This window comes from Umezawaea beigongshangensis (assembly GCF_016464305.1).
Taxonomy (GTDB): domain Bacteria; phylum Actinomycetota; class Actinomycetes; order Mycobacteriales; family Pseudonocardiaceae; genus Umezawaea_A; species Umezawaea_A beigongshangensis.
The window spans coordinates 539543-555984 of record NZ_JAEIOJ010000004.1 but is presented as its reverse complement, the minus strand read 5'-3'; the positions used below and the strand labels follow the sequence as shown (position 1 = coordinate 555984).

Annotated in this window: 17 protein-coding genes; 7 read left to right on the top strand and 10 right to left on the bottom strand. The window is 74.7% G+C overall.

The features are described 5' to 3' along the window. Nucleotides 1–168 precede the first annotated feature (168 nt). Nucleotides 169–753: an NAD(P)H-dependent oxidoreductase gene (locus IMZ35_RS14265; RefSeq protein WP_199441489.1), complete on the top strand. Its 585-nt coding sequence runs from the start codon at nucleotides 169–171 to the stop codon at nucleotides 751–753. A gap of 107 nt (nucleotides 754–860) precedes the next feature. Here IMZ35_RS14265 and IMZ35_RS14260 read toward each other — a convergent pair whose 3' ends face one another. The 5 genes from IMZ35_RS14260 to IMZ35_RS14240 are packed head-to-tail and all read right to left on the bottom strand — an operon-like array spanning nucleotide 861 to nucleotide 4817. Beyond that, a complete protein-coding gene (locus IMZ35_RS14260) occupies nucleotides 861–1961 on the bottom strand; it encodes a bifunctional RNase H/acid phosphatase (protein WP_199441488.1) in 1101 nt (366 codons plus the stop codon). Further along, on the bottom strand, nucleotides 1958–2695 hold the full coding sequence (locus tag IMZ35_RS14255) for a zinc ribbon domain-containing protein (RefSeq protein WP_199441487.1): 738 nt from the start codon (nucleotides 2693–2695) through the stop codon (nucleotides 1958–1960). The genes IMZ35_RS14260 and IMZ35_RS14255 overlap by 4 nt, the downstream gene beginning before the upstream one ends. Next, a complete protein-coding gene (locus tag IMZ35_RS14250) occupies nucleotides 2692–3531 on the bottom strand; it encodes a Nif3-like dinuclear metal center hexameric protein (RefSeq protein ID WP_307868099.1) in 840 nt (279 codons plus the stop codon). Before IMZ35_RS14250 ends, IMZ35_RS14255 begins: the two co-directional genes overlap by 4 nt. Continuing rightward, nucleotides 3528–4583: an Rv2231c family histidinol phosphate aminotransferase CobC gene (gene cobC, locus IMZ35_RS14245; protein ID WP_199441486.1), complete on the bottom strand. Its 1056-nt coding sequence runs from the start codon at nucleotides 4581–4583 to the stop codon at nucleotides 3528–3530. Before cobC ends, IMZ35_RS14250 begins: the two co-directional genes overlap by 4 nt. A 27-nt stretch (nucleotides 4584–4610) precedes the next feature. Beyond that, a complete protein-coding gene (locus tag IMZ35_RS14240) occupies nucleotides 4611–4817 on the bottom strand; it encodes a hypothetical protein (protein WP_199441485.1) in 207 nt (68 codons plus the stop codon). A 70-nt stretch (nucleotides 4818–4887) separates the two neighbouring features. Here IMZ35_RS14240 and IMZ35_RS14235 point away from each other — a divergent pair, with 70 nt between their 5' ends. Continuing rightward, nucleotides 4888–5505: a 2'-5' RNA ligase family protein gene (locus tag IMZ35_RS14235; RefSeq protein ID WP_199441484.1), complete on the top strand. Its 618-nt coding sequence runs from the start codon at nucleotides 4888–4890 to the stop codon at nucleotides 5503–5505. On the opposite strand, the gene IMZ35_RS14230 is transcribed toward IMZ35_RS14235, so the two are convergent. Then, the gene (locus IMZ35_RS14230; protein WP_199441483.1) at nucleotides 5475–6293 is read right to left on the bottom strand and encodes a hypothetical protein; all 819 of its coding nucleotides are present in this window, start codon (nucleotides 6291–6293) and stop codon (nucleotides 5475–5477) included. The genes IMZ35_RS14235 and IMZ35_RS14230 overlap by 31 nt on opposite strands. Before the next feature lie 155 nt (nucleotides 6294–6448). On the opposite strand from IMZ35_RS14230, the gene IMZ35_RS14225 reads away from it, so the two are divergent. Together IMZ35_RS14225 and fxsT are read left to right on the top strand one after the other, a co-directional pair. Next, nucleotides 6449–6859, top strand: coding sequence for a hypothetical protein (locus IMZ35_RS14225; protein ID WP_199441482.1), 411 nt, complete (start codon nucleotides 6449–6451; stop codon nucleotides 6857–6859). Continuing rightward, nucleotides 6856–9408 (top strand): FxSxx-COOH system tetratricopeptide repeat protein, encoded by a 2553-nt coding sequence (gene fxsT / locus IMZ35_RS14220; RefSeq protein ID WP_199441481.1) that lies wholly within the window; start codon nucleotides 6856–6858, stop codon nucleotides 9406–9408. Before IMZ35_RS14225 ends, fxsT begins: the two co-directional genes overlap by 4 nt. On the opposite strand, the gene IMZ35_RS14215 is transcribed toward fxsT, so the two are convergent. Further along, nucleotides 9405–10448, bottom strand: a complete 1044-nt coding sequence (locus IMZ35_RS14215) for an NUDIX hydrolase (protein ID WP_199441480.1) — start codon at nucleotides 10446–10448, stop codon at nucleotides 9405–9407. The two genes, fxsT and IMZ35_RS14215, sit on opposite strands and share 4 nt — an antisense overlap. A 164-nt stretch (nucleotides 10449–10612) precedes the next feature. Between IMZ35_RS14215 and IMZ35_RS14210 the strand changes: the two genes are divergently transcribed. Further along, nucleotides 10613–11089, top strand: coding sequence for a low molecular weight protein-tyrosine-phosphatase (locus IMZ35_RS14210; protein WP_307868095.1), 477 nt, complete (start codon nucleotides 10613–10615; stop codon nucleotides 11087–11089). Beyond that, a complete protein-coding gene (locus IMZ35_RS14205; RefSeq protein ID WP_199441479.1) occupies nucleotides 11086–11934 on the top strand; it encodes a fructosamine kinase family protein in 849 nt (282 codons plus the stop codon). The genes IMZ35_RS14210 and IMZ35_RS14205 overlap by 4 nt, the downstream gene beginning before the upstream one ends. 10 nt (nucleotides 11935–11944) lie before the next feature. Here IMZ35_RS14205 and IMZ35_RS14200 read toward each other — a convergent pair whose 3' ends face one another. Then, nucleotides 11945–13195, bottom strand: coding sequence for a putative hexosyltransferase (locus IMZ35_RS14200; protein ID WP_199441478.1), 1251 nt, complete (start codon nucleotides 13193–13195; stop codon nucleotides 11945–11947). Further along, nucleotides 13192–14241 (bottom strand): glycosyltransferase family 2 protein, encoded by a 1050-nt coding sequence (locus tag IMZ35_RS14195; protein ID WP_307868093.1) that lies wholly within the window; start codon nucleotides 14239–14241, stop codon nucleotides 13192–13194. Before IMZ35_RS14195 ends, IMZ35_RS14200 begins: the two co-directional genes overlap by 4 nt. A gap of 385 nt (nucleotides 14242–14626) precedes the next feature. On the opposite strand from IMZ35_RS14195, the gene IMZ35_RS14190 reads away from it, so the two are divergent. Further along, on the top strand, nucleotides 14627–15418 hold the full coding sequence (locus IMZ35_RS14190) for an SURF1 family cytochrome oxidase biogenesis protein (protein ID WP_199441476.1): 792 nt from the start codon (nucleotides 14627–14629) through the stop codon (nucleotides 15416–15418). 6 nt (nucleotides 15419–15424) lie between these two features. Here the strand turns inward: IMZ35_RS14190 and IMZ35_RS14185 are convergent, their stop codons facing one another. Next, the gene (locus IMZ35_RS14185; protein ID WP_199441475.1) at nucleotides 15425–16375 is read right to left on the bottom strand and encodes a cobalamin biosynthesis protein; all 951 of its coding nucleotides are present in this window, start codon (nucleotides 16373–16375) and stop codon (nucleotides 15425–15427) included. Nucleotides 16376–16442: the final 67 nt, after the last annotated feature.

The window sequence follows — 16442 nt, the reverse complement described above, 5'->3', positions numbered from 1 at the left end:
GACCAGCTGCGCCTGTCGCTCCTGACGGTCTCCTCCGCTCGCCGCGGCGCGGCACCGCGCCCGTCCCGCTCGCCCAGCCCGGAGTCCGCCGAGCGCACGCGTCCGTCCACTTCGGACCGCTCGGCCGTTCGCCGTGCTCCGGCCCACGAACGACGAGGTGTTCCGACGATGTCGACGATCCTGATCGTCTCCGGTGACCCGTCCCCGTCCTCCCGCACGGGAACGCTGGTGTCGCACGTCGGCGCCCGGTTGCGAGGACCCGGCCACGACGTGGGCGTGCTGCACGTCCGGCGGCTGCCGACGATCTCGCTGCTGACCGAGGACCGGCGCGACCCGGAGATCTCCGACGCCCTGCGCCGGGTGGTGACCGCGGACGGGGTCGTCGTCGCGAGCCCCGTGCACCGCGCGGCCCACAGCGGACTGGTGAAGGCGCTGCTGGACCTGCTGCCGGAGCGGGCGCTGCGCGGCAGGGCGGTGCTGCCGCTGGCGCACGGCGGCAGCCAGGGCTTCCTGGTCGCCCTCGACCACGTGCTGATCCCGCTGCTGGCCGGTCGCGGCGCGGACACCGTCGTGCGCGGCGAGTTCGTGCTGGACCGCGACGTCCGCCTCACGCCGGACGGCGGCGTGCTGGCACCGGACTCCGCGCTCGCCCTGGACGCCGCCGCCGACCGCTTCCTGTCTGCCCTGAAGACGACGCGCGCCCGCCGCCACCCCCTGGCCTCCCGAGTGGAGCGTTCAGGCACCGCGAGTTGAGCGTTCGAGCAGCGCGAGTGGAGCGTTCGCGGTCCGGCTCGCGCCCGAACGCTCCACTCACCGGTCCCGAACGCTCCACTCGGGGTGCCCGAACGCTCAACTCGGGGTCAGGGGAGGTGGGAGGTGTCGTTGACCAGGCGGACGCTGGCGTGGCCGTCGGGGTAGAACTCGGCGGTCGACAGGGACGCCAGGTCCAGGTGCAGGCGGAACAGCAGTGACGGGCCCACGTCGAGCGCCATGCGCAGCAGGGTCTTGATCGGCGTGACGTGGCTGACCAGGACGACGTCGCCACCGCCGTAGCGGGTGATCACGTCGTTGCGGGCGCGGCGCACCCGCCGGTGCACCTCGTCGAAGCTCTCGCCGTCCGGCGGGGCGATCGACGTGTCGGACAGCCAGCGCCGGTGCAGGTCCGGGTCGCGCTCCGCGGCCTCGGTGAACGTCAGGCCCTCCCAGGCGCCGAAGTCCGTCTCGATCAGGCCCTCGTGCACGACGATCTCGGCCCCGGTGGTCGCGGCGACCGCCTCGGCTGTCCTGCGGGCGCGCTCCAGCGGTGAGGTGACGATCGCGGCGACGTCCGGCAGGGCGGCCAGCCGCTTCGCCGCGGCCTCGGCCTGGCTCAGCCCGGTGTCGGTCAGGGCCGGGTTGCCGCGCCCGGAGTAGCGGCGCTGCACGGACAGCTCGGTCTGGCCGTGGCGCAGCAGGTGCAGCCGGGTGGGCGTGCCGGACGCCCCCGTCCACGACGACGGCGGGGCCTGCTCGCGGGCGGCCGGGGAAGCGGACGGCGTCGTGGAACCGCCCTCCGCCTGCTCGTCCATCGCCCGGTTGGCGAGGCGGTCGGCGTGCGAGTTCTGCGCGCGCGGAATCCACTCGTAGGTCACGCGCGAGAACCGCTTCGCCAGGTCGCGCGCCTCCAGGGCGAGCGGCTGCATCGACGGGTGCTTGATCTTCCAGCGACCCGACATCTGCTCGACGACGAGCTTGGAGTCCATCCGCACGTCGACGGTGTCGGCGTCCAGCTCGCCCGCGGCGCGGAGCCCGGCGACGAGGCCCTGGTACTCCGCGACGTTGTTGGTGGCGTGGCCGATCCCGGCGAACCGCTCGGCCAGCACCGCGCCCGTCACCGCGTCCTTCACGACCGCGCCGTACCCGGCGGGGCCGGGGTTGCCCCGCGACCCGCCGTCCGCCTCGACGACGACCCGCCGCGTCACAGGCCCGATTCTCCCGTGCGCACCATGATGGCGTCGCACTCCTCGCACTGGACCACGTCGTCGGCCGCCGCGTCGCGGACCTTGCCCAGCGCGGTGCGGTCCATCTCGATGCGGCACGCGCCGCAGCGGCGGCTGCGCACCAGACCGGCGCCGATGCCCTTGTGGGCGCGGACGCGGTCGTAGAGGGCGAGCAGGTCGGCCGGGAACTGCTCGGCCATGCGCTTGCGGTCGGCGATGCGCTTGGCCTCCTGCTGGTCGAGGTCGGCGAACACCTCGTCGCGCCGGTGCGCGGCCTCGGCGATGGCCTGCTGCGCCTTGTCCAGCTCGACGCGGCCGTGCTGCACGTCGGCCTCGACGGCCTCGCGGCGCTCCATCAGCTCCAGCAGGTCGTCCTCCAGCACGCCCTGCCGACGCTCCAGCGTCGCCAGCTCGTGCTCCAGGTCCGACAGCTGCTTCGCGCCGACGGTGCCGCCCTGGAGCAGCTTGCGGTCGCGGTCCTCGCGGGCGCGCACCTGGTCGATCTCGGTCTCCTGGCGCTTCACGTCCCGGTCGAGGTCGCCCAGCGCGGTCTCGACGGTGACCAGCGCGTCCTGCTTGACCTGGACCTGCTTCTCGGCCTCGGCGATCTGGGCGATCTCGGGCAGCGTGCGGCGTCGGTGGGTGACGCGCGCCAGCTCGGCGTCGACCTCGGCGAGGTCGAGCAACCGGCGCTGCACGGCGGGGTCGGCTTTCACGCGGGTCCTCCTGTGTTCCGGCTCGTCGCAGCAACGGTCCACGGATCTGTCCGGCTGGTGGAGACGAGGGTGTCGACCGTACCGCCGAAGGCCCGCCGCACGACGTCGGCCGCCTGCTCGCACCACGGCTGCTCGCTGGCCCAGTGGGCGACGTCGACGAGCGCGGGCACGCGCGGGCCGCGGGCGAGGTGCTCACCGGCCGGGTGGTGGCGCAGGTCGGCGGTGACGTAGGCGTCCACCCCGGCGGCGGTGGCGGCGGTCAGGTAGCCGTCGCCCGCGCCGCCGCACACGGCCACGCGGCGGATCGGCCGCTCGGGGTCTCCCCCGGCGCGCACGCCCCACGCGGTCGGCGGCAGCGCGTCGGCGACGCGCTGGACGAAGGTCCGCAGCGGTTCGGCCTCGGCCAGCTCGCCGACCCGGCCGATGCCGGTGCCGGGGGCGTCGGCGTTCGGCACGAGCGCCCCGGTGACGGTGAGGCCGATGGCGGCGGCGAGCGCGTCGGAGACGCCGGGGTTGGCGGAGTCGGCGTTGGTGTGCGCGCAGAGCAGCCCGGCGCCCGCCCGGACGAGCCGGTGCACGAGGGCGCCCTTGGGGTCGTTCGCGGGCACGCCGTGCACGCCGCGCAGCAGCAGCGGGTGGTGGGCGACGATCAGCTGAGCGCCGGCGCGCAGTGCCTCCTCGACGGTCTCCTCCACCGGGTCGACGCAGAACAGCACCCTGCTCACCTCGTCGGCCGGGTCGCCGCAGACGAGGCCGACGGCATCCCAGGACTCGGCGGTGGCCGGCGGGTAGACCGCCTCCAGCGCGGCGACGACGTCGCCGAGGGTCGGGCTCACGGGTTCTCCTCCACTGCTGCGCTCAGGGCCTTCACCAGCACGTCGAACTCCTCCGGGGGCCGCAGCGCGACCCTCAGGTGGTCGGCGTCGAGTCCGGGGAACGTGTCGCAGCGGCGCACCGCGATCCCGTCGTCCCGCAGCGCCGCGCGCACGGCCTCGCCGTCGCGCACCCGCAGCAGCAGGAACGGCGCCCGCGGCTCGGTGACCAGCTCGACGCCGGGCACGTCCCGCAGCGCGCGGACCGCGTGCGCGGCGTGCTCGGCGTGCTCGGCCGCGAAGACCTCGGCGGACGCGGTCGCCGCGGGTTCGCAGCACGCCGTCACGGCCTCCAGCACGAGGCTGCCGACCGGCCACCGCGGCCGGTGCGCGCACAGCCGCGCGAGCAGGCCGGGTTCGCCGAGCAGGTACCCGGCGCGCAGCCCGGCGAGGCCCCACGCCTTGGTGAGGCTGCGCAGCACCAGCAGGCCGGGGACGCGCTCGGCGGCCAGGGACTCGGGCTCGCCGGGCACGGCGTCCATGAACGCCTCGTCGACGAGCACCACCCGGCCGGGTCTGGCCAGCGAGCGGACCACCTCGGCCGGGTGCAGCACGGACGTCGGGTTGGTGGGGTTGCCGAGGACGACGAGATCGGCGTCGTCGGGCACCAGCTCCGGCCGCAGGGCGTAGCCGTCGGCCGGGTCGAGCAGCACGTGCCGCACGGGCACGCCCGCGTCGAGCAGGGCGACCTCCGGCTCGGTGAACGAGGGGTGGACCAGCGCCGCGAGCGACGGCCGCAGCACCGGCAGCAGCGCGAAGCCCTCGGCCGCGCCGGACAGCACGACCACCTCGTCCGGCCGTCGCCCGTGCCGGTCGGCGACGGTCCGGCGGGCGGTCTCGTCGGCCGCGGCGGCGGGGTAGGAGCCGAGCCCGTCGAGCGCGGCGGCGAGCCGGTCGCGCAGCCAGGCCGGCGGGCGCGGGGAGCGCACGTTCACCGCGAAGTCCACGAGCCCCGGAGCGGCGTCGACGTCTCCGTGGTGCCGCAGGAGGGCGCGCGAGGAGTCCTGGCTGGTCATCGGGCGGAATTCTAGGCGGGTGCGGGATCAGCGCGCCGGGCGCTCCCGCTCGTGCAGCTCGTGCAGGGCCTCGTTGAGCACGATGGCGAGCCTGCTGGCCTGCGAGCCGCGGAACGACCCCGTGCCGGGGGCGGGGAACACGACGTCGATGCGGTCGTCCCGGAGGGTCACGCGGGCCTCCCGGTCCCGGCCGGTCGCGTCGGTGCACGGCACCCGCCAGCTCTTCGGTTCCACCCCCGGCACGCTAGGCAGCCGGGGCCCGCCCCGCCCGCTGCCGACACGTTCGGGGGATTAGGGTCGTGTCGTGCGCAGTGTGCCCGACGACACCATCGGCAGGGACGCCGTCGGCTACCTGGTGAACGCCGCGCTCTCACCGGCCGCTCAGGACGCCGTGCGCGGTCTCCAGGCGCTGCTGGACGCGCGGCTCCCCGGTGCGCTGTGGCTCGCCCCGGCGCACTCGCTGCACATCACGCTGCTGGACTGGATCGCGCCGCTCGTGACGTACGAGGAGGACCCGCACCGGCTGTTCGAGCGCGTGTTCCCGGAGTGCGACCGGGCGCTCGCCGCCGTTGTGGCCGGGCGCTCACCGGTCGAGGTGCGGTTCGACGAGGTCGTGGTGAGCGAGCGGGCGATCATCGTCAGGGGACGCGACGACGGGTCGTTCGCGAGCATCAGGAAGGCGTTCACGGCCGCCGTCGAGCTGCCGCCGGGCACCAAACCGGCGCCGCGCATCGTGCACGCGACCATCGCGCGGTACCGGGAGGCGGTGGACCTCGACGACCTCGCGCGGTACGCCGGGGGCATCGGCCCAGGTCCGGCCGAGACCGTCCGCTCGTTCCGGCTCGTCCGCGAGAACGTCCTGCCGATGCTGGCCCACGACCACCTGCGCGACTACCCCCTGGGCACGACGACCCGCAGGTAGCTCCGGTCGTCGAAGGACCGCTTCCCCGGCGCCCACCCCTTGGTCGCCGGGGGCTCGTCGATCATCAGCGGGTCGGCGGCCAGCCGTTCCGCCAGCAGCCTCTCGGCCTCGGCCAGGCTCGGCGCGGCGGCCGGGTACCCGTCGCTGGCGATCACCACCTCGCACCGCTCGTCCGGCAGGTCCACGACGTCCACGAACCCCGGCGGCACGTCCCCGCCGTCGACGGCGGCGTTGCGGTACCCGGCCACCGGGCGGTTCCGCAGCCCGACCAGCGCGCGCAGCAGCGGCTGCACCGCCGCCCTGCCAGGGTCGTCCGCCCTGAGCCGCTCCACCTCGGCCCCGGCGTCCAGCTCCGAGCGCAGCACGAGGGCACGCGCGCGGGCGACGACGTCCTCCCCGGTGGGCCGCTCGGGGATCGCGCGGCCGTTCACCAGGACGTGCGCCTCGCCGACCCGCCACACCTGTCGGCTGCCGAGGTGGACGACGGCGAAGGAGGCGGCGGACCCCGCTCCCCGGCCGATCCCGGCGGCGTCCAGGAGACGGCCGACGTCCCCGGTGACGGCCCGCACCGCCTCCTGCGCGGTGGTGGCCGGGTCCAGGGCGGCGAGCCGCGCCGCCGCGGTCAGGGCGATCGTCCGCCCGTCCGGCCCGCCAGGGTCGTCCCACGGCTTGGCGGTGGCGCCGTCGACCACGCCCGCCACCCGCGGCGCGAGCACCAGCACGTCGGCGCACTCGGCCTCGGACACGGCGCCGACCAGCGCTCGCTCGACCACGACGATCTCCGGCACCCGAACCCCCCGCTCTCCCGAACCGCAGGACGACACCCGGAAGGATGCTGGACGAACCCGTGCCGTGCGCGCACGATCGAGAACTGTCCCCTTTTCCGGCGCTCTCCTCCGCTAGCCTCGATCAGTCGATCATCACCGACCGCTGAGGACAACCGATGGACGATCTCGCCGCCACCGTCGTTCCGTACCTGGGAGCACTCGCCACGACCTACGGCGCGGCCGTCCTGGAGAGGGTCCGCGACGACACCGTCGACGCCGCGGCGGAGGGATCGGTGGGGCTGGGCAAGGAACTCCTGCGCAAGCTGCTCTCCCGCGGCGACGCCTCCCGGCGGGTGGAGGACGCGATGGTCGACCTGGCGGAGAACCCCGAGGAGCAGGACAACCGGGACGACCTGCTGCTCCAGGTGAGGAAGCTGCTCAAGCAGGACCCCGAGCTGCGCGAGGACCTCACGGGCGTGCTGCGCACCGAGGGCGTGGTCATCGCCGCGATCGGCGAGCGGTCCTTCGCCGCCCGCGACGTCAGCGGCAGTCACGTCCACGTCGGCGACAACCACACGACCACGTGACCGCGACCGGGCCGGGGAACGTCACCGCCGCGGGCGACGGCTCGTTCGCCGCCCGCGACGTGACCAACAGCCACATCCACGTGGGGGACGACTTCCACGTCCAGGGCCCGCGGCACCCGAGCGAGGTCCCGCCGCCGAAGCACCCGTGGCAGGTGCCGGTCACCCCGAAGACCGCGCTGTTCGGCCGGGAGGAGGAGCTGGCCGCGCTGCGGCGGTCGCTGCTCGACAGCGGCGGCACGGCCATCGGCCAGCAGGCCGTGCACGGGCTCGGCGGCGTCGGCAAGACGACACTGGCGCTGCACTACGCCTGGCTGCACCACACCGACTACGCACTGGTCGCGTGGGTCACCGCCGACGACCCGAACAGCGTGGTGCAGGGCCTGGCGCACCTGGCGCTCGTGCTCGAACCCGCGGCGTCGGCCAGGGGCGCGTCCTTCGCGGACGACGGCGCGGCGGCGGTCTGGGCGCGGCAGTGGTTGCAGGACCACGGCGACTGGCTGCTGATCCTGGACAACGTCGAGGACCCGCGCGACGTGCAGGAGCTGCTGAGCCACGTCGGCACCGCCGGAGCGGGCGGCCACGTCCTGATCACCACCCGCCGGGCCACGCCCGCGTGGGACGAGCTGGGGGTTCGCACGGTCCTGCTGGACGTGCTCGACCGGTCGGCCAGCGTCGAACTCCTGCTGAACCTGAGCGGGCGTCCCGACACCGCGCAGGAGCGCCGGGAGGCCGCCGCGCTGGCCGAGGAGCTGGGGGACCTCCCGCTGGCCCTCAAGCAGGCCGGTGCCTACACGGCCTCGATCGGCGCGTCGCTCGCCGAGTACCGCGCGCTGCTGGCCGCCGCGCCCGCCCGCCTCTACGGCAAAGGGGCTCCGGCGCTCGCCGACGAGGCCGTGGCCGTCCGGCGCACCTGGCAGGTGACGGTGGAGCGGATCGCGCGGGACCAGCCCTCCGCGGTGCTGCTGCTGGGCGTGCTCGCCCGGCTGAGCCCGGACCTGGTGCCGGTGTCCGTGCTCGTGGCGGGCAAGCCCGTGCTGGAGGCGCTCGACGTCCGGGAGGACCTCGCCCTGCTCGCGTCCTACAGCCTGCTCACGTTCTACCCGCGCACGGACATCGCCCCCGGCGGCGCCGTCATCGTCCACCGGCTCGTGCAGGCCATCACCCGCCTGGACGACGAGAACCCCGCCGAGACCTACCGCCGCGCCGTGGACGTCGTGGACGCCGTCACCCGCGACCTGGACCCGGAGGACAGCGGGACCTGGCCGGTCTGGCGCACGGTCTCCGAGCACGCCACGCACCTGCTGGCCGAGGAGGTCGTCCCCGACCCCGCGCACCCGGAGCACGACGGCGCGACGGCGTTGCGCGCGGCGGCCGCGGCGCACCGCGGGGCCTGGTTCGTCCACCGCAGCGGTCTGCACCGGCAGGCCGAGGAGCAGCTGAACCGCGTGCTCGGCCTGCGCCGCCGACTGCTCGGCGACGAGCACCGCCTGACGCTGCGCACCGCGCACGACCTCGCGCGGGTGGTCCGCGACGCGGGGCGCTGGCCCGAGGCGCAGGAGCGGTTCGAGACCGTGCTCGCCACGCAGCGGGAGCACCTCGGCGAGGAGGACGCGGACACCGTCACCAGCCGCAGCAGGCTGGCCGGGGTGCTCCGGCTGCGCGGCGAGTTCACGCCCGCGGTCCGCGAGTTCCGGTCCGTGCTGGAGGTCAGGGAGCGCACGCTCGGCTCCGACCACGTGGACACCCTCAGCACCCGGCACAGCCTCGCACTCGCGCTGCGCGGCCTCGGCCGCTGGGCCGAGGCCGCCGACGAGTACCGCGAGGTGCTCGCGAAGCGGACCGAGCTGCTGGGGCCCGACGACCCGGAGACGCTGGCCACCCGCAACCAGCTCGCCGTCGTGCTGCGCGACCTCGGCCACTTCGCGGAGGCCAAGCTGGAGTTCGAGGAGGTGCTGGAGGGACGGCTGCGCGCCCACGACGGGAACCAGCACCACCGCGACGTCCTGAGCACCCGCAACCAGCTCGCCGGGGTGCTCGCCAGGCTGGGCGAGCTGGCGGCGGCGGAGACCCAGTGGCGCGAGGTCGTGCAGATCCGCCAGCGGGTCCTGGGACCGACGCACCCCTACACGCTGATCGTCCGGCAGCACCTCGGGAAGGTCCGCCTGGAGCAGGACGACCCGGACGGCGCGGCCGAGGAGCTGGAGGACCTGCTGGCCGTGCAGCGGCGGGTCTACGGCAGGGACAACGACCAGGTCTTCGGCACGAGGGTGCTGCTCGCGCGGATCGCGCTGGCCCGCGGGCGGCACGACCTCGCGCTCGGCGAGTTCGCCGCCCTGCTCCAGGAGCAGCGGCTGGCGCTGGGCGAGGACCACCCCTACGTCCTGGAGACCCTCTTCCAGCACGCCCTGGCGCGCAGGGCCGCCGGGGACGCGGCCGGTGCGCGGGAGGAGCTGAACGCGGTCGTCGCCGGACGCGTCCGCCAGCTCGGCGAGGACCACCCGGACACCGGGGCCGCCACCGACGCCCTCGCCTCGCTGCCGGGCGGCTAGCCGCGCAGCACCGCGGCCAGCTCCTGCTCGACCGCGGCCCGGCCGAACCGGCGGACCAGGGCGAAGTGGAGCAGCGGCGGGACCACCGAGATCCACCTCTCCCTCCGGTCCTCCCGCAGGAGGGTGCTCAGGACGGCCTCCGGCGTCAGCTCCACGACCTCGAACGCCGAGTTCTCCCACGGGTCGGCCGACCCGCGCGACAGCCGGTCCAGGAGGTCCTGGAGCGTCAGCGTCCGCAGCGTCGCCGTGAACAGGCCCACCCACTGGTGCACGGTGGTGGCGACCCCGACCGACAGGAGTTCGAGGTCGTACTCGTCGGCGTCGAGCGCGAGTTCCTCGTGCAGTCCCCTGCGGGCGAGGGCGTGCGGGCCGGGGGCCTCGCCGTCCATCCCCCTGGCCAGGCCCTCCGACACCGACGCGGCCCACAGTCCCGGCTGCACGGCGACCGCGTCGCCGCGCTTCGCGAGCAGGAGCCGGTCGTCCGCCGTGATCACGGCGACGTGGGCGCCGAAGCTGTTGGACATGAAGTCGGGGACGTCGGCCGGGGAGCGACCGGCGAGGTAGCGGGAGCGCGGGGTCGTCCCGTCGGCGAACGCCCGGTCGAGCTGCTGCGTCGCCAGGAAGTTGACGTACTCGCTGTGCTTGAGGGTGAGCCACAGCTCGGGGTCCTCGGACTCGCCGTGCCTGCCGATCGCGAAGTCCGCGACGGCGAACCGCAGCCCGTTCCACGTGCGGCCGCCGTTGCGGGCGTCGAGCCGCGCGCGCTCCTGCTCGCGCCACTCCCGCAGCTCCGGCGGGAGTTCGACGTCCTCCGGCGTCACCGCGACGTGGACCCGGTCCTCGGCGATCGTCCGCGTCCCGTCCCCCTCCAGGGAGACGTACCCGGTCGTCAGCGGCCCCAGCCGGAAGCCGTTGTCCGACGGCACGACGACCTCCGCGGCTCCCGGCTCCCGCGAAGGACGCCGCAACAGCCTCCGCAGCGCACCGGCACGACTGCCCAGTGCGATGCCCGCCGCGAAGAAGGCCAGCTCACGCCGCATCAGCGAACCCCGTCCACCAGTCGGCGCCGACGGGGACGGCACGCCCGCAGCGGGCGGCCGGGACCACGTCCGGCGCACCACGTCCCGACGACCGGATGATAACCGCGCGGGGTCGGGCGGTGATCGCCTCGCGACCACCGCCACCGCTCCAGTAGCGTCCGGCCGTGGTGTCGAACAACCGGACTCTTCGCGTCAGCTTCGTCTGCACCGGCAACATCTGCCGCTCCCCCGTCGCCGCGCTCGTGTTCGCCGAGCACGTGCGGCGTGCCGGGCTGGCCGGGGAGGTCGAGGTGAGCAGCGCGGGCACCGGGCCGTGGCACGTGGGCGAGCCAGCCGACCCGCGCGCCGCCCGGTCCCTGCTCGACGCCGGGTACCCGACCGCGCACGTCGCCGCGCAGGTGTCGCACGAGCACCTCGGCGCGGACCTCCTGGTGGCGCTCGACTCCGGGCACGCCCGCGACCTGCGGCGACTGGTCGACGACCCGGACCGGGTGCGGCTGCTGCGCTCGTTCGACCCGGACGCCGACGGGCCTGACGTGCCCGACCCCTACTACGGCGGGCGCGAGGGCTTCGACGAGGTGCTCGCGATGGTGGAGGCCGCGGTGCCCGGCCTGCTGGCCGAGGTGCGCGAGCGGCTGTGACGGACTCACCACCGGCCGACGTCGCCGCCGAGCTGACCGGCACGGTTGCGACGGCCGCGCGACGGCTCTCCGGGGACGTGCACGTCGTGGACCTCGCCGACGGCACGGCCGTCGTCGTCAAGCGGCACCGCGAACCCGGCTGGGCACGTGCGGAGGCCGCGTCGCTGGCGTGGCTCGCCGTGCCGGGCGCACCACCGGTGCCCGGCGTGCGCGGGCACCGCGACGGGTGGCTCGTGATCGACCACGTGCCGCCCGGCAGACCGTCCGAGCGCGCCGCCGAGGACTTCGGCCGTGCCCTGGCCGTGCTGCACGCCGCGGGAGCGCCCGCGTTCGGCTCCCCGCCGCCGGGCGGCCCGCGGGACGCCTCGATCGGACTCGCGCCGATGCGCGACGTGCCCGGCGGGGAGTGGCCGTCCTGGTACGCCGAGCACCGCGTCCTGCCCTACGTGCGGACCGCGCGGGACACCGGTGTGCTCACCGCGGCCGAGGCGCGGGTGTTCGAGGACGCGTGCGACCGGATCGAGGGGCTGGCCGGGCCGCCGGAGCCCCCGGCCCGGCTGCACGGCGACCTGTGGAGCGGCAACGTGCACTGGGCCGCCGACGGCCGCGCGTGGCTGGTCGACGCGTCGGCGCACGGCGGCCACCGGGAGACCGACCTCGCGATGCTGCGGCTGTTCGGCTGCCCGCACCTGGACCGCGTGCTGGCCGCCTACCGGGAGCGGGCCCCGCTCGCCCCCGGCTGGCGGGAGCGGGTGCCGCTGCACCAGCTCTTCCCGCTGCTGGTGCACGTCGTGCTGTTCGGCCGGGGCTACGCCGCCGAGGCGCTCGCCGCCGCGCGGGCGTGACCCCGGCCGGTCAGCCCGCCCAGTTGCCGGTGAAGAACATCGTCGCGAGCACCGTCTGGACCACGATGTTGCAGTACATCACCCCGAACACCACCGGCCGCAGCGCCGGGCGCCGCTCCACCGCGATCACCAGCGCCAGGTAGAGCACGACGCAGGGCAGCGTGTAGCGGTGCACCGAGACGAGGTTGCTGTTCAGCGTGAACATCACGAAGGACATCAGGCCGAACGCCGCGAGCGGCACACCGTCCCAGCGCAGCGCGACGAGCACGTAGACCGAGGCGACGAGCAGCAGCAGGAGCCCCACCAGCGGCAGCAGGTGGTCGACGACCGTGCCGTAGGACATCGGCACGTTGCCGGTGAGCGCGCGCAGCACGAGCCACGTCTCCCGGCCGACCGTGTTCAGGATGTTCGGGTTGAACACGTGGTAGCCCCACGCCGGGTTGGCCTCGTAGGCGCTGGTCATCCCGAGCGCCCTGCCGGAGACGATCTCCAGGTGGATCGCGAAGGCGGCGAAGCCCAGAGCGCTGGCGGGGAACAGGAGCAGCTTCCACGACAGCAGACCGCGCGGCTTCCAGTTCACCGAACGGCAGAACTCCAGGAAGCACAGGCCGACGAACAGCACGGCGGTGATCCGCGACGAGGTCAGCGGGATCAGGCACAGCGCCATCCAGATCCACTGCCTGCGCAGGGCGAACAGGTAGGCCCAGAAGCCGAGCGCGATGAACGTGGCCTCGCTGTAGAACGCGTGCAGGAAGAGGGCCGCCGGCGAGGTGAGGAACAGCGCCACCGCGAGCCACGGCATCCGCGGGCCGACCGCGAAGTAGCGGGTGATCTTGATCAGGGCGACGACGCCCAGCCAGGTGGCCGCGGTGTTCAGCAGCAGTCCGGCGGCGAGGAAGGGCAGCGTGCCGAAGCTCGCGAGCTGGACCAGCCGCACGCTCAGCGGGAACAGCGGGTAGAACGCGGGCACCGCGGCGTCGGTCGCGTACTCACCGCTCATGATGCGGTGGAACCACAACCCGTCCCACCGGTAGGTGTGGACGAGCACCGTCGGGTCCACGCCGCTCATCCTGGCGATGCCGGTGGTCAGCAGCAGCGACGGCTCCACGACCGCGCCGACGGCGGTCATGGCGGCCTGCCACACCAGCACCACGACGGCCGCTCTGGCGAAGTCGCCTCGCACCCGGTTCCACCCGCGGCGCGCGCGGGGGGCGGCGTCCTCGGTCTGCCGGGTCACCGGAGCGGAGTTCGTCAACGTCATCGCGATCCGCCGACGGCCGCTTCGGTCGGCACGCGCTGCTCCGCGCCGCCGCCCTGCGCGGCCCGGAGGGTGCGGCGGCGCGGCGCGGGGGCCGGCTCGCCGCCGCTCCGGACGGAGGACACGCCGTAGAGCGGCCTGCCCTGCGACTCGGTGTAGATCCGGCCGATGTAGCTGCCGAGCAGGCCCAGCATGCTGATCTGGATGCCGCCGAGGAAGAACATGGCGATGGTCATGAACGCCCAGCCCGGCACGGCCGACTCGGGCGAGAGCAGCTTGACCCCCAGCACGTACAGGATGCCCAGCAGGCTCAGCGCGGAGATCGAGTAGCCGATGCGGGCCACCAGCTTCAGCGGCGCGGCGGAGAAGCCGAGGATGCCGTCGGCGGCGAAGCGCAGCATCTTGCGCAGCGGGTAGCCGGTGCTGCCCGCGTGCCTGGCGTCGCGGTCGAACAGCACGGCCGTCTGGCGGAAGCCGACGTAGCTGACCAGTCCGCGCAGGAAGCGGTTGTGCTCGCGGTACTTGCGCAGCTCGTCGACGACCTTGCGGTCCAGCAGCCGGAAGTCGCCGGTGTTCTCCGGGATGTCGATGTCGGCGAGGCGGCGCAGCAGCCAGTAGAAGCCGTGCGCGGTGGAGCGCTTGAAGACCGTGTCCTGGCGGGAGCGGCGCTGCGCGTAGACGACGTCGTAGCCGTCCTCCCAGCGCTCCAGCAGCTCCAGGCTGACCGCGGGAGGGTCCTGCATGTCGCTGTCCATGACGATCACGGCGTCCGCGTCGGTCGCGTCCAGGCCCGCGGTGACCGCGACCTGGTGGCCGAAGTTCCTGGACAGGTCGATCACGGTCACGCGGTCGTCGGTCCCGGTCAGCTCGTGCAGCTTGGCGAGCGAGTCGTCCTCGCTGCCGTCGTTGACGTAGACGAAGCTGAACTCGTAGCGGTCGCTCAGCGGAGCCACGACCTCGCTGATGGTGCGGTGCAGGAGCTCGATGTTCCCCGACTCGTTGAAGATCGGGAACACGTACGACACCCGTCGCGGCCACTGGTCGGACACGAGAATCTTCCCCCTGGTTCGATCGCTCGCAACACGACGGCTCATGGGCTCATGATCGCTGCGCGCGTTGCGCGATTTTACCGTTGACACGCCCTCGTCCCGGCCCGAGGTTGCACGCAGCGCCCGATGGTGAGCTGGAACACGGGTACAATCACCCGTACGAGGGTCTTCGACCTCTGCCACCGGTGACGTTGCCGCGTTTGGTCCACCTGCCGCCGGACGTGCCGGTGCGCACGGGCGTGACGCGCGCGGCTCCGGACCGTCCCGGTTCCACCGCGCGGTTCACCGGCGCGAGCACCGGACGCCCCCGGTCGAGGATGGTGGAGCTCACACCTGGCCGGGGTCGCCGCGCCGGACCGGTGGTCAGACGCCTACCGTGGTCTCCGTGCGGTTCCGCTTCCTGTTGCGCCCCGGCTGGCTCGCGCTGACGCTGGCCGTCTGGGTCTTCGCGGGCGCGTGCTTCGCACTGCTCGCACCCTGGCAGTTCGGCCGCGACGCCGAGCGCGAGGCGCAGAACGACGCCATCTCCTCCTCCGTCGACCTCGACCCGGCGCCCGTCTCCGAGGTGCTGGGCCGGGACAACTCCGCGCACGAGTGGCGCGAGGTGGAGCTGACCGGCGAGTACCTGGCCGACGCCGAGGCCGTGGCCCGGCTGCGGACCGTGCAGGGCGAGGCCGCCTTCGAGGTGCTCACGCCGTTCCGGCTCGCCGACGGCCCGACCGTGCTGGTGAACCGCGGCTACGTGCGGCCGGTGAACGGCGTTCGCGTGCCGGACTACGCCGCGCCGCCGGCGGGCCGGGTGAGCGTCGTGGCCCTGGTGCGGGCGGGCGAGTCCGACAGCGGTGACGCGTTCACCGAGGACGGCCACCGGCAGGTGCGCTCGATCAACTCGGCCGTGGTCGGCCGGGCCGCCGGGCTCGGCGACGTGCGTCCCGGCTACTTCCAGCTCGTGGAGGGTCAGCCGGGCGTCGTGCAGGGCGCGCTGCCGCTGCCGAAGCTCGACGCGGGCCCGTTCTTCTCCTACGCGCTCCAGTGGATCGCGTTCGGCGTGATGGCGCTGGGCGGCTGGCTGTACTTCACCTGGCGCGAGGCGCAGCCCGGCGGCGTGCTGGCCGAGGAGCGCCCGCGCCGCAAGACCGTGCAGGAGATGCTGGCCGAGGACCCGGTCAGCGGCTGAGCGCGGTCAGCCCCTGCTGGACCGGCGACCGGCGAACAGCGCCACGACGGCGGCCAGCAGGGCGGCCCCCGCTCCGACCACCCGCGACAGCTCCACCGCGCGCGTCACGTGCCCCGCGTCGGGAGCGCGCCCGTCGCCGAGGACCGGCCGGTCCTCCACGCCGTGCCGGTAGACCGTGCGCCCGCCGAGCCTGATCTCCAGCGCACCCGCGAACGCCGCCTCGACCTGCCCCGCGTTGGGGCTGGGGTGGGCGGCGGCGTCGCGGCGCCACGTGGACCACGCCTGCGGCGCGGAGCCGCCGACGACGGGAGCGCCCGCGGTGGTGAGCAGCGCGGCGATCCGCGACGGCACCAGGTTCGCCACGTCGTCCAGCCGCGCCGACGCCCAGCCGAAGCGCAGGTAGCGGGGCGAGCGGTGCCCCACCATCGCGTCGAGGGTGTTCGCGGCCCGGTAGGCGAGCAGCCCCGGCACCCCGGCGACGGCGCCCCACAGCAGGGGGGCCACGACGGCGTCGGAGGTGTTCTCGGCCACCGACTCCACGGTGGCCCTGGCGAGTCCGGCCGTGTCCAGGCGCTGCGGGTCGCGGCCGCACAGGCTCGGCAGGCGCTCGCGGGCGGCGTCGACCTCACCGGCGTTCAGCTCGCGTCCCATCGCGGTGCCCTCCGCGGCGAGCGAGGCCCCGCCGAGCACGACCCAGGTGGCGACCGCCGTCGTGGCGGCCTCGGCGACCAGGTTGCCCCGGCTCGCGCGCTCCACGGCCCGCCCGGCCAGCGCGACCCCGCCGACCAGGAGCGCGGTGTGGGCGACCCCGGCGACGCGGTGGTCGCGGTGCAGCACCCTCTCCACGGCGCCCGCCACGCGTCCGAACGCCGCGACCGGGTGTCCTCGGCGGGGGTCGCCGAGGACCGCGTCCGCCGCGACTCCCAGCACCAGTCCCACCGCGCGTCCCGCGCCCACTCCGGCCTCCCCAGATGACACGAAGGTGTGAGCGAGCACCGTATCGCCTGCCCGTCACCCGGTCGGA

What these genes read in the sequence shown, in the direction of transcription:
- IMZ35_RS14215 (WP_199441480.1), bottom strand. Translation starts at nt 10,448, where the DNA reads ATGCGGCGTGAGCTGGCCTTCTTCGCGGCGGGCATCGCACTGGGCAGT.
- IMZ35_RS14200 (WP_199441478.1), bottom strand. Translation starts at nt 13,195, where the DNA reads ATGACGTTGACGAACTCCGCTCCGGTGACCCGGCAGACCGAGGACGCC.
- IMZ35_RS14225 (WP_199441482.1), top strand. Translation starts at nt 6,449, where the DNA reads ATGGACGATCTCGCCGCCACCGTCGTTCCGTACCTGGGAGCACTCGCC.
- cobC (WP_199441486.1), bottom strand. Translation starts at nt 4,583, where the DNA reads ATGACCAGCCAGGACTCCTCGCGCGCCCTCCTGCGGCACCACGGAGAC.
- IMZ35_RS14265 (WP_199441489.1), top strand. Translation starts at nt 169, where the DNA reads ATGTCGACGATCCTGATCGTCTCCGGTGACCCGTCCCCGTCCTCCCGC.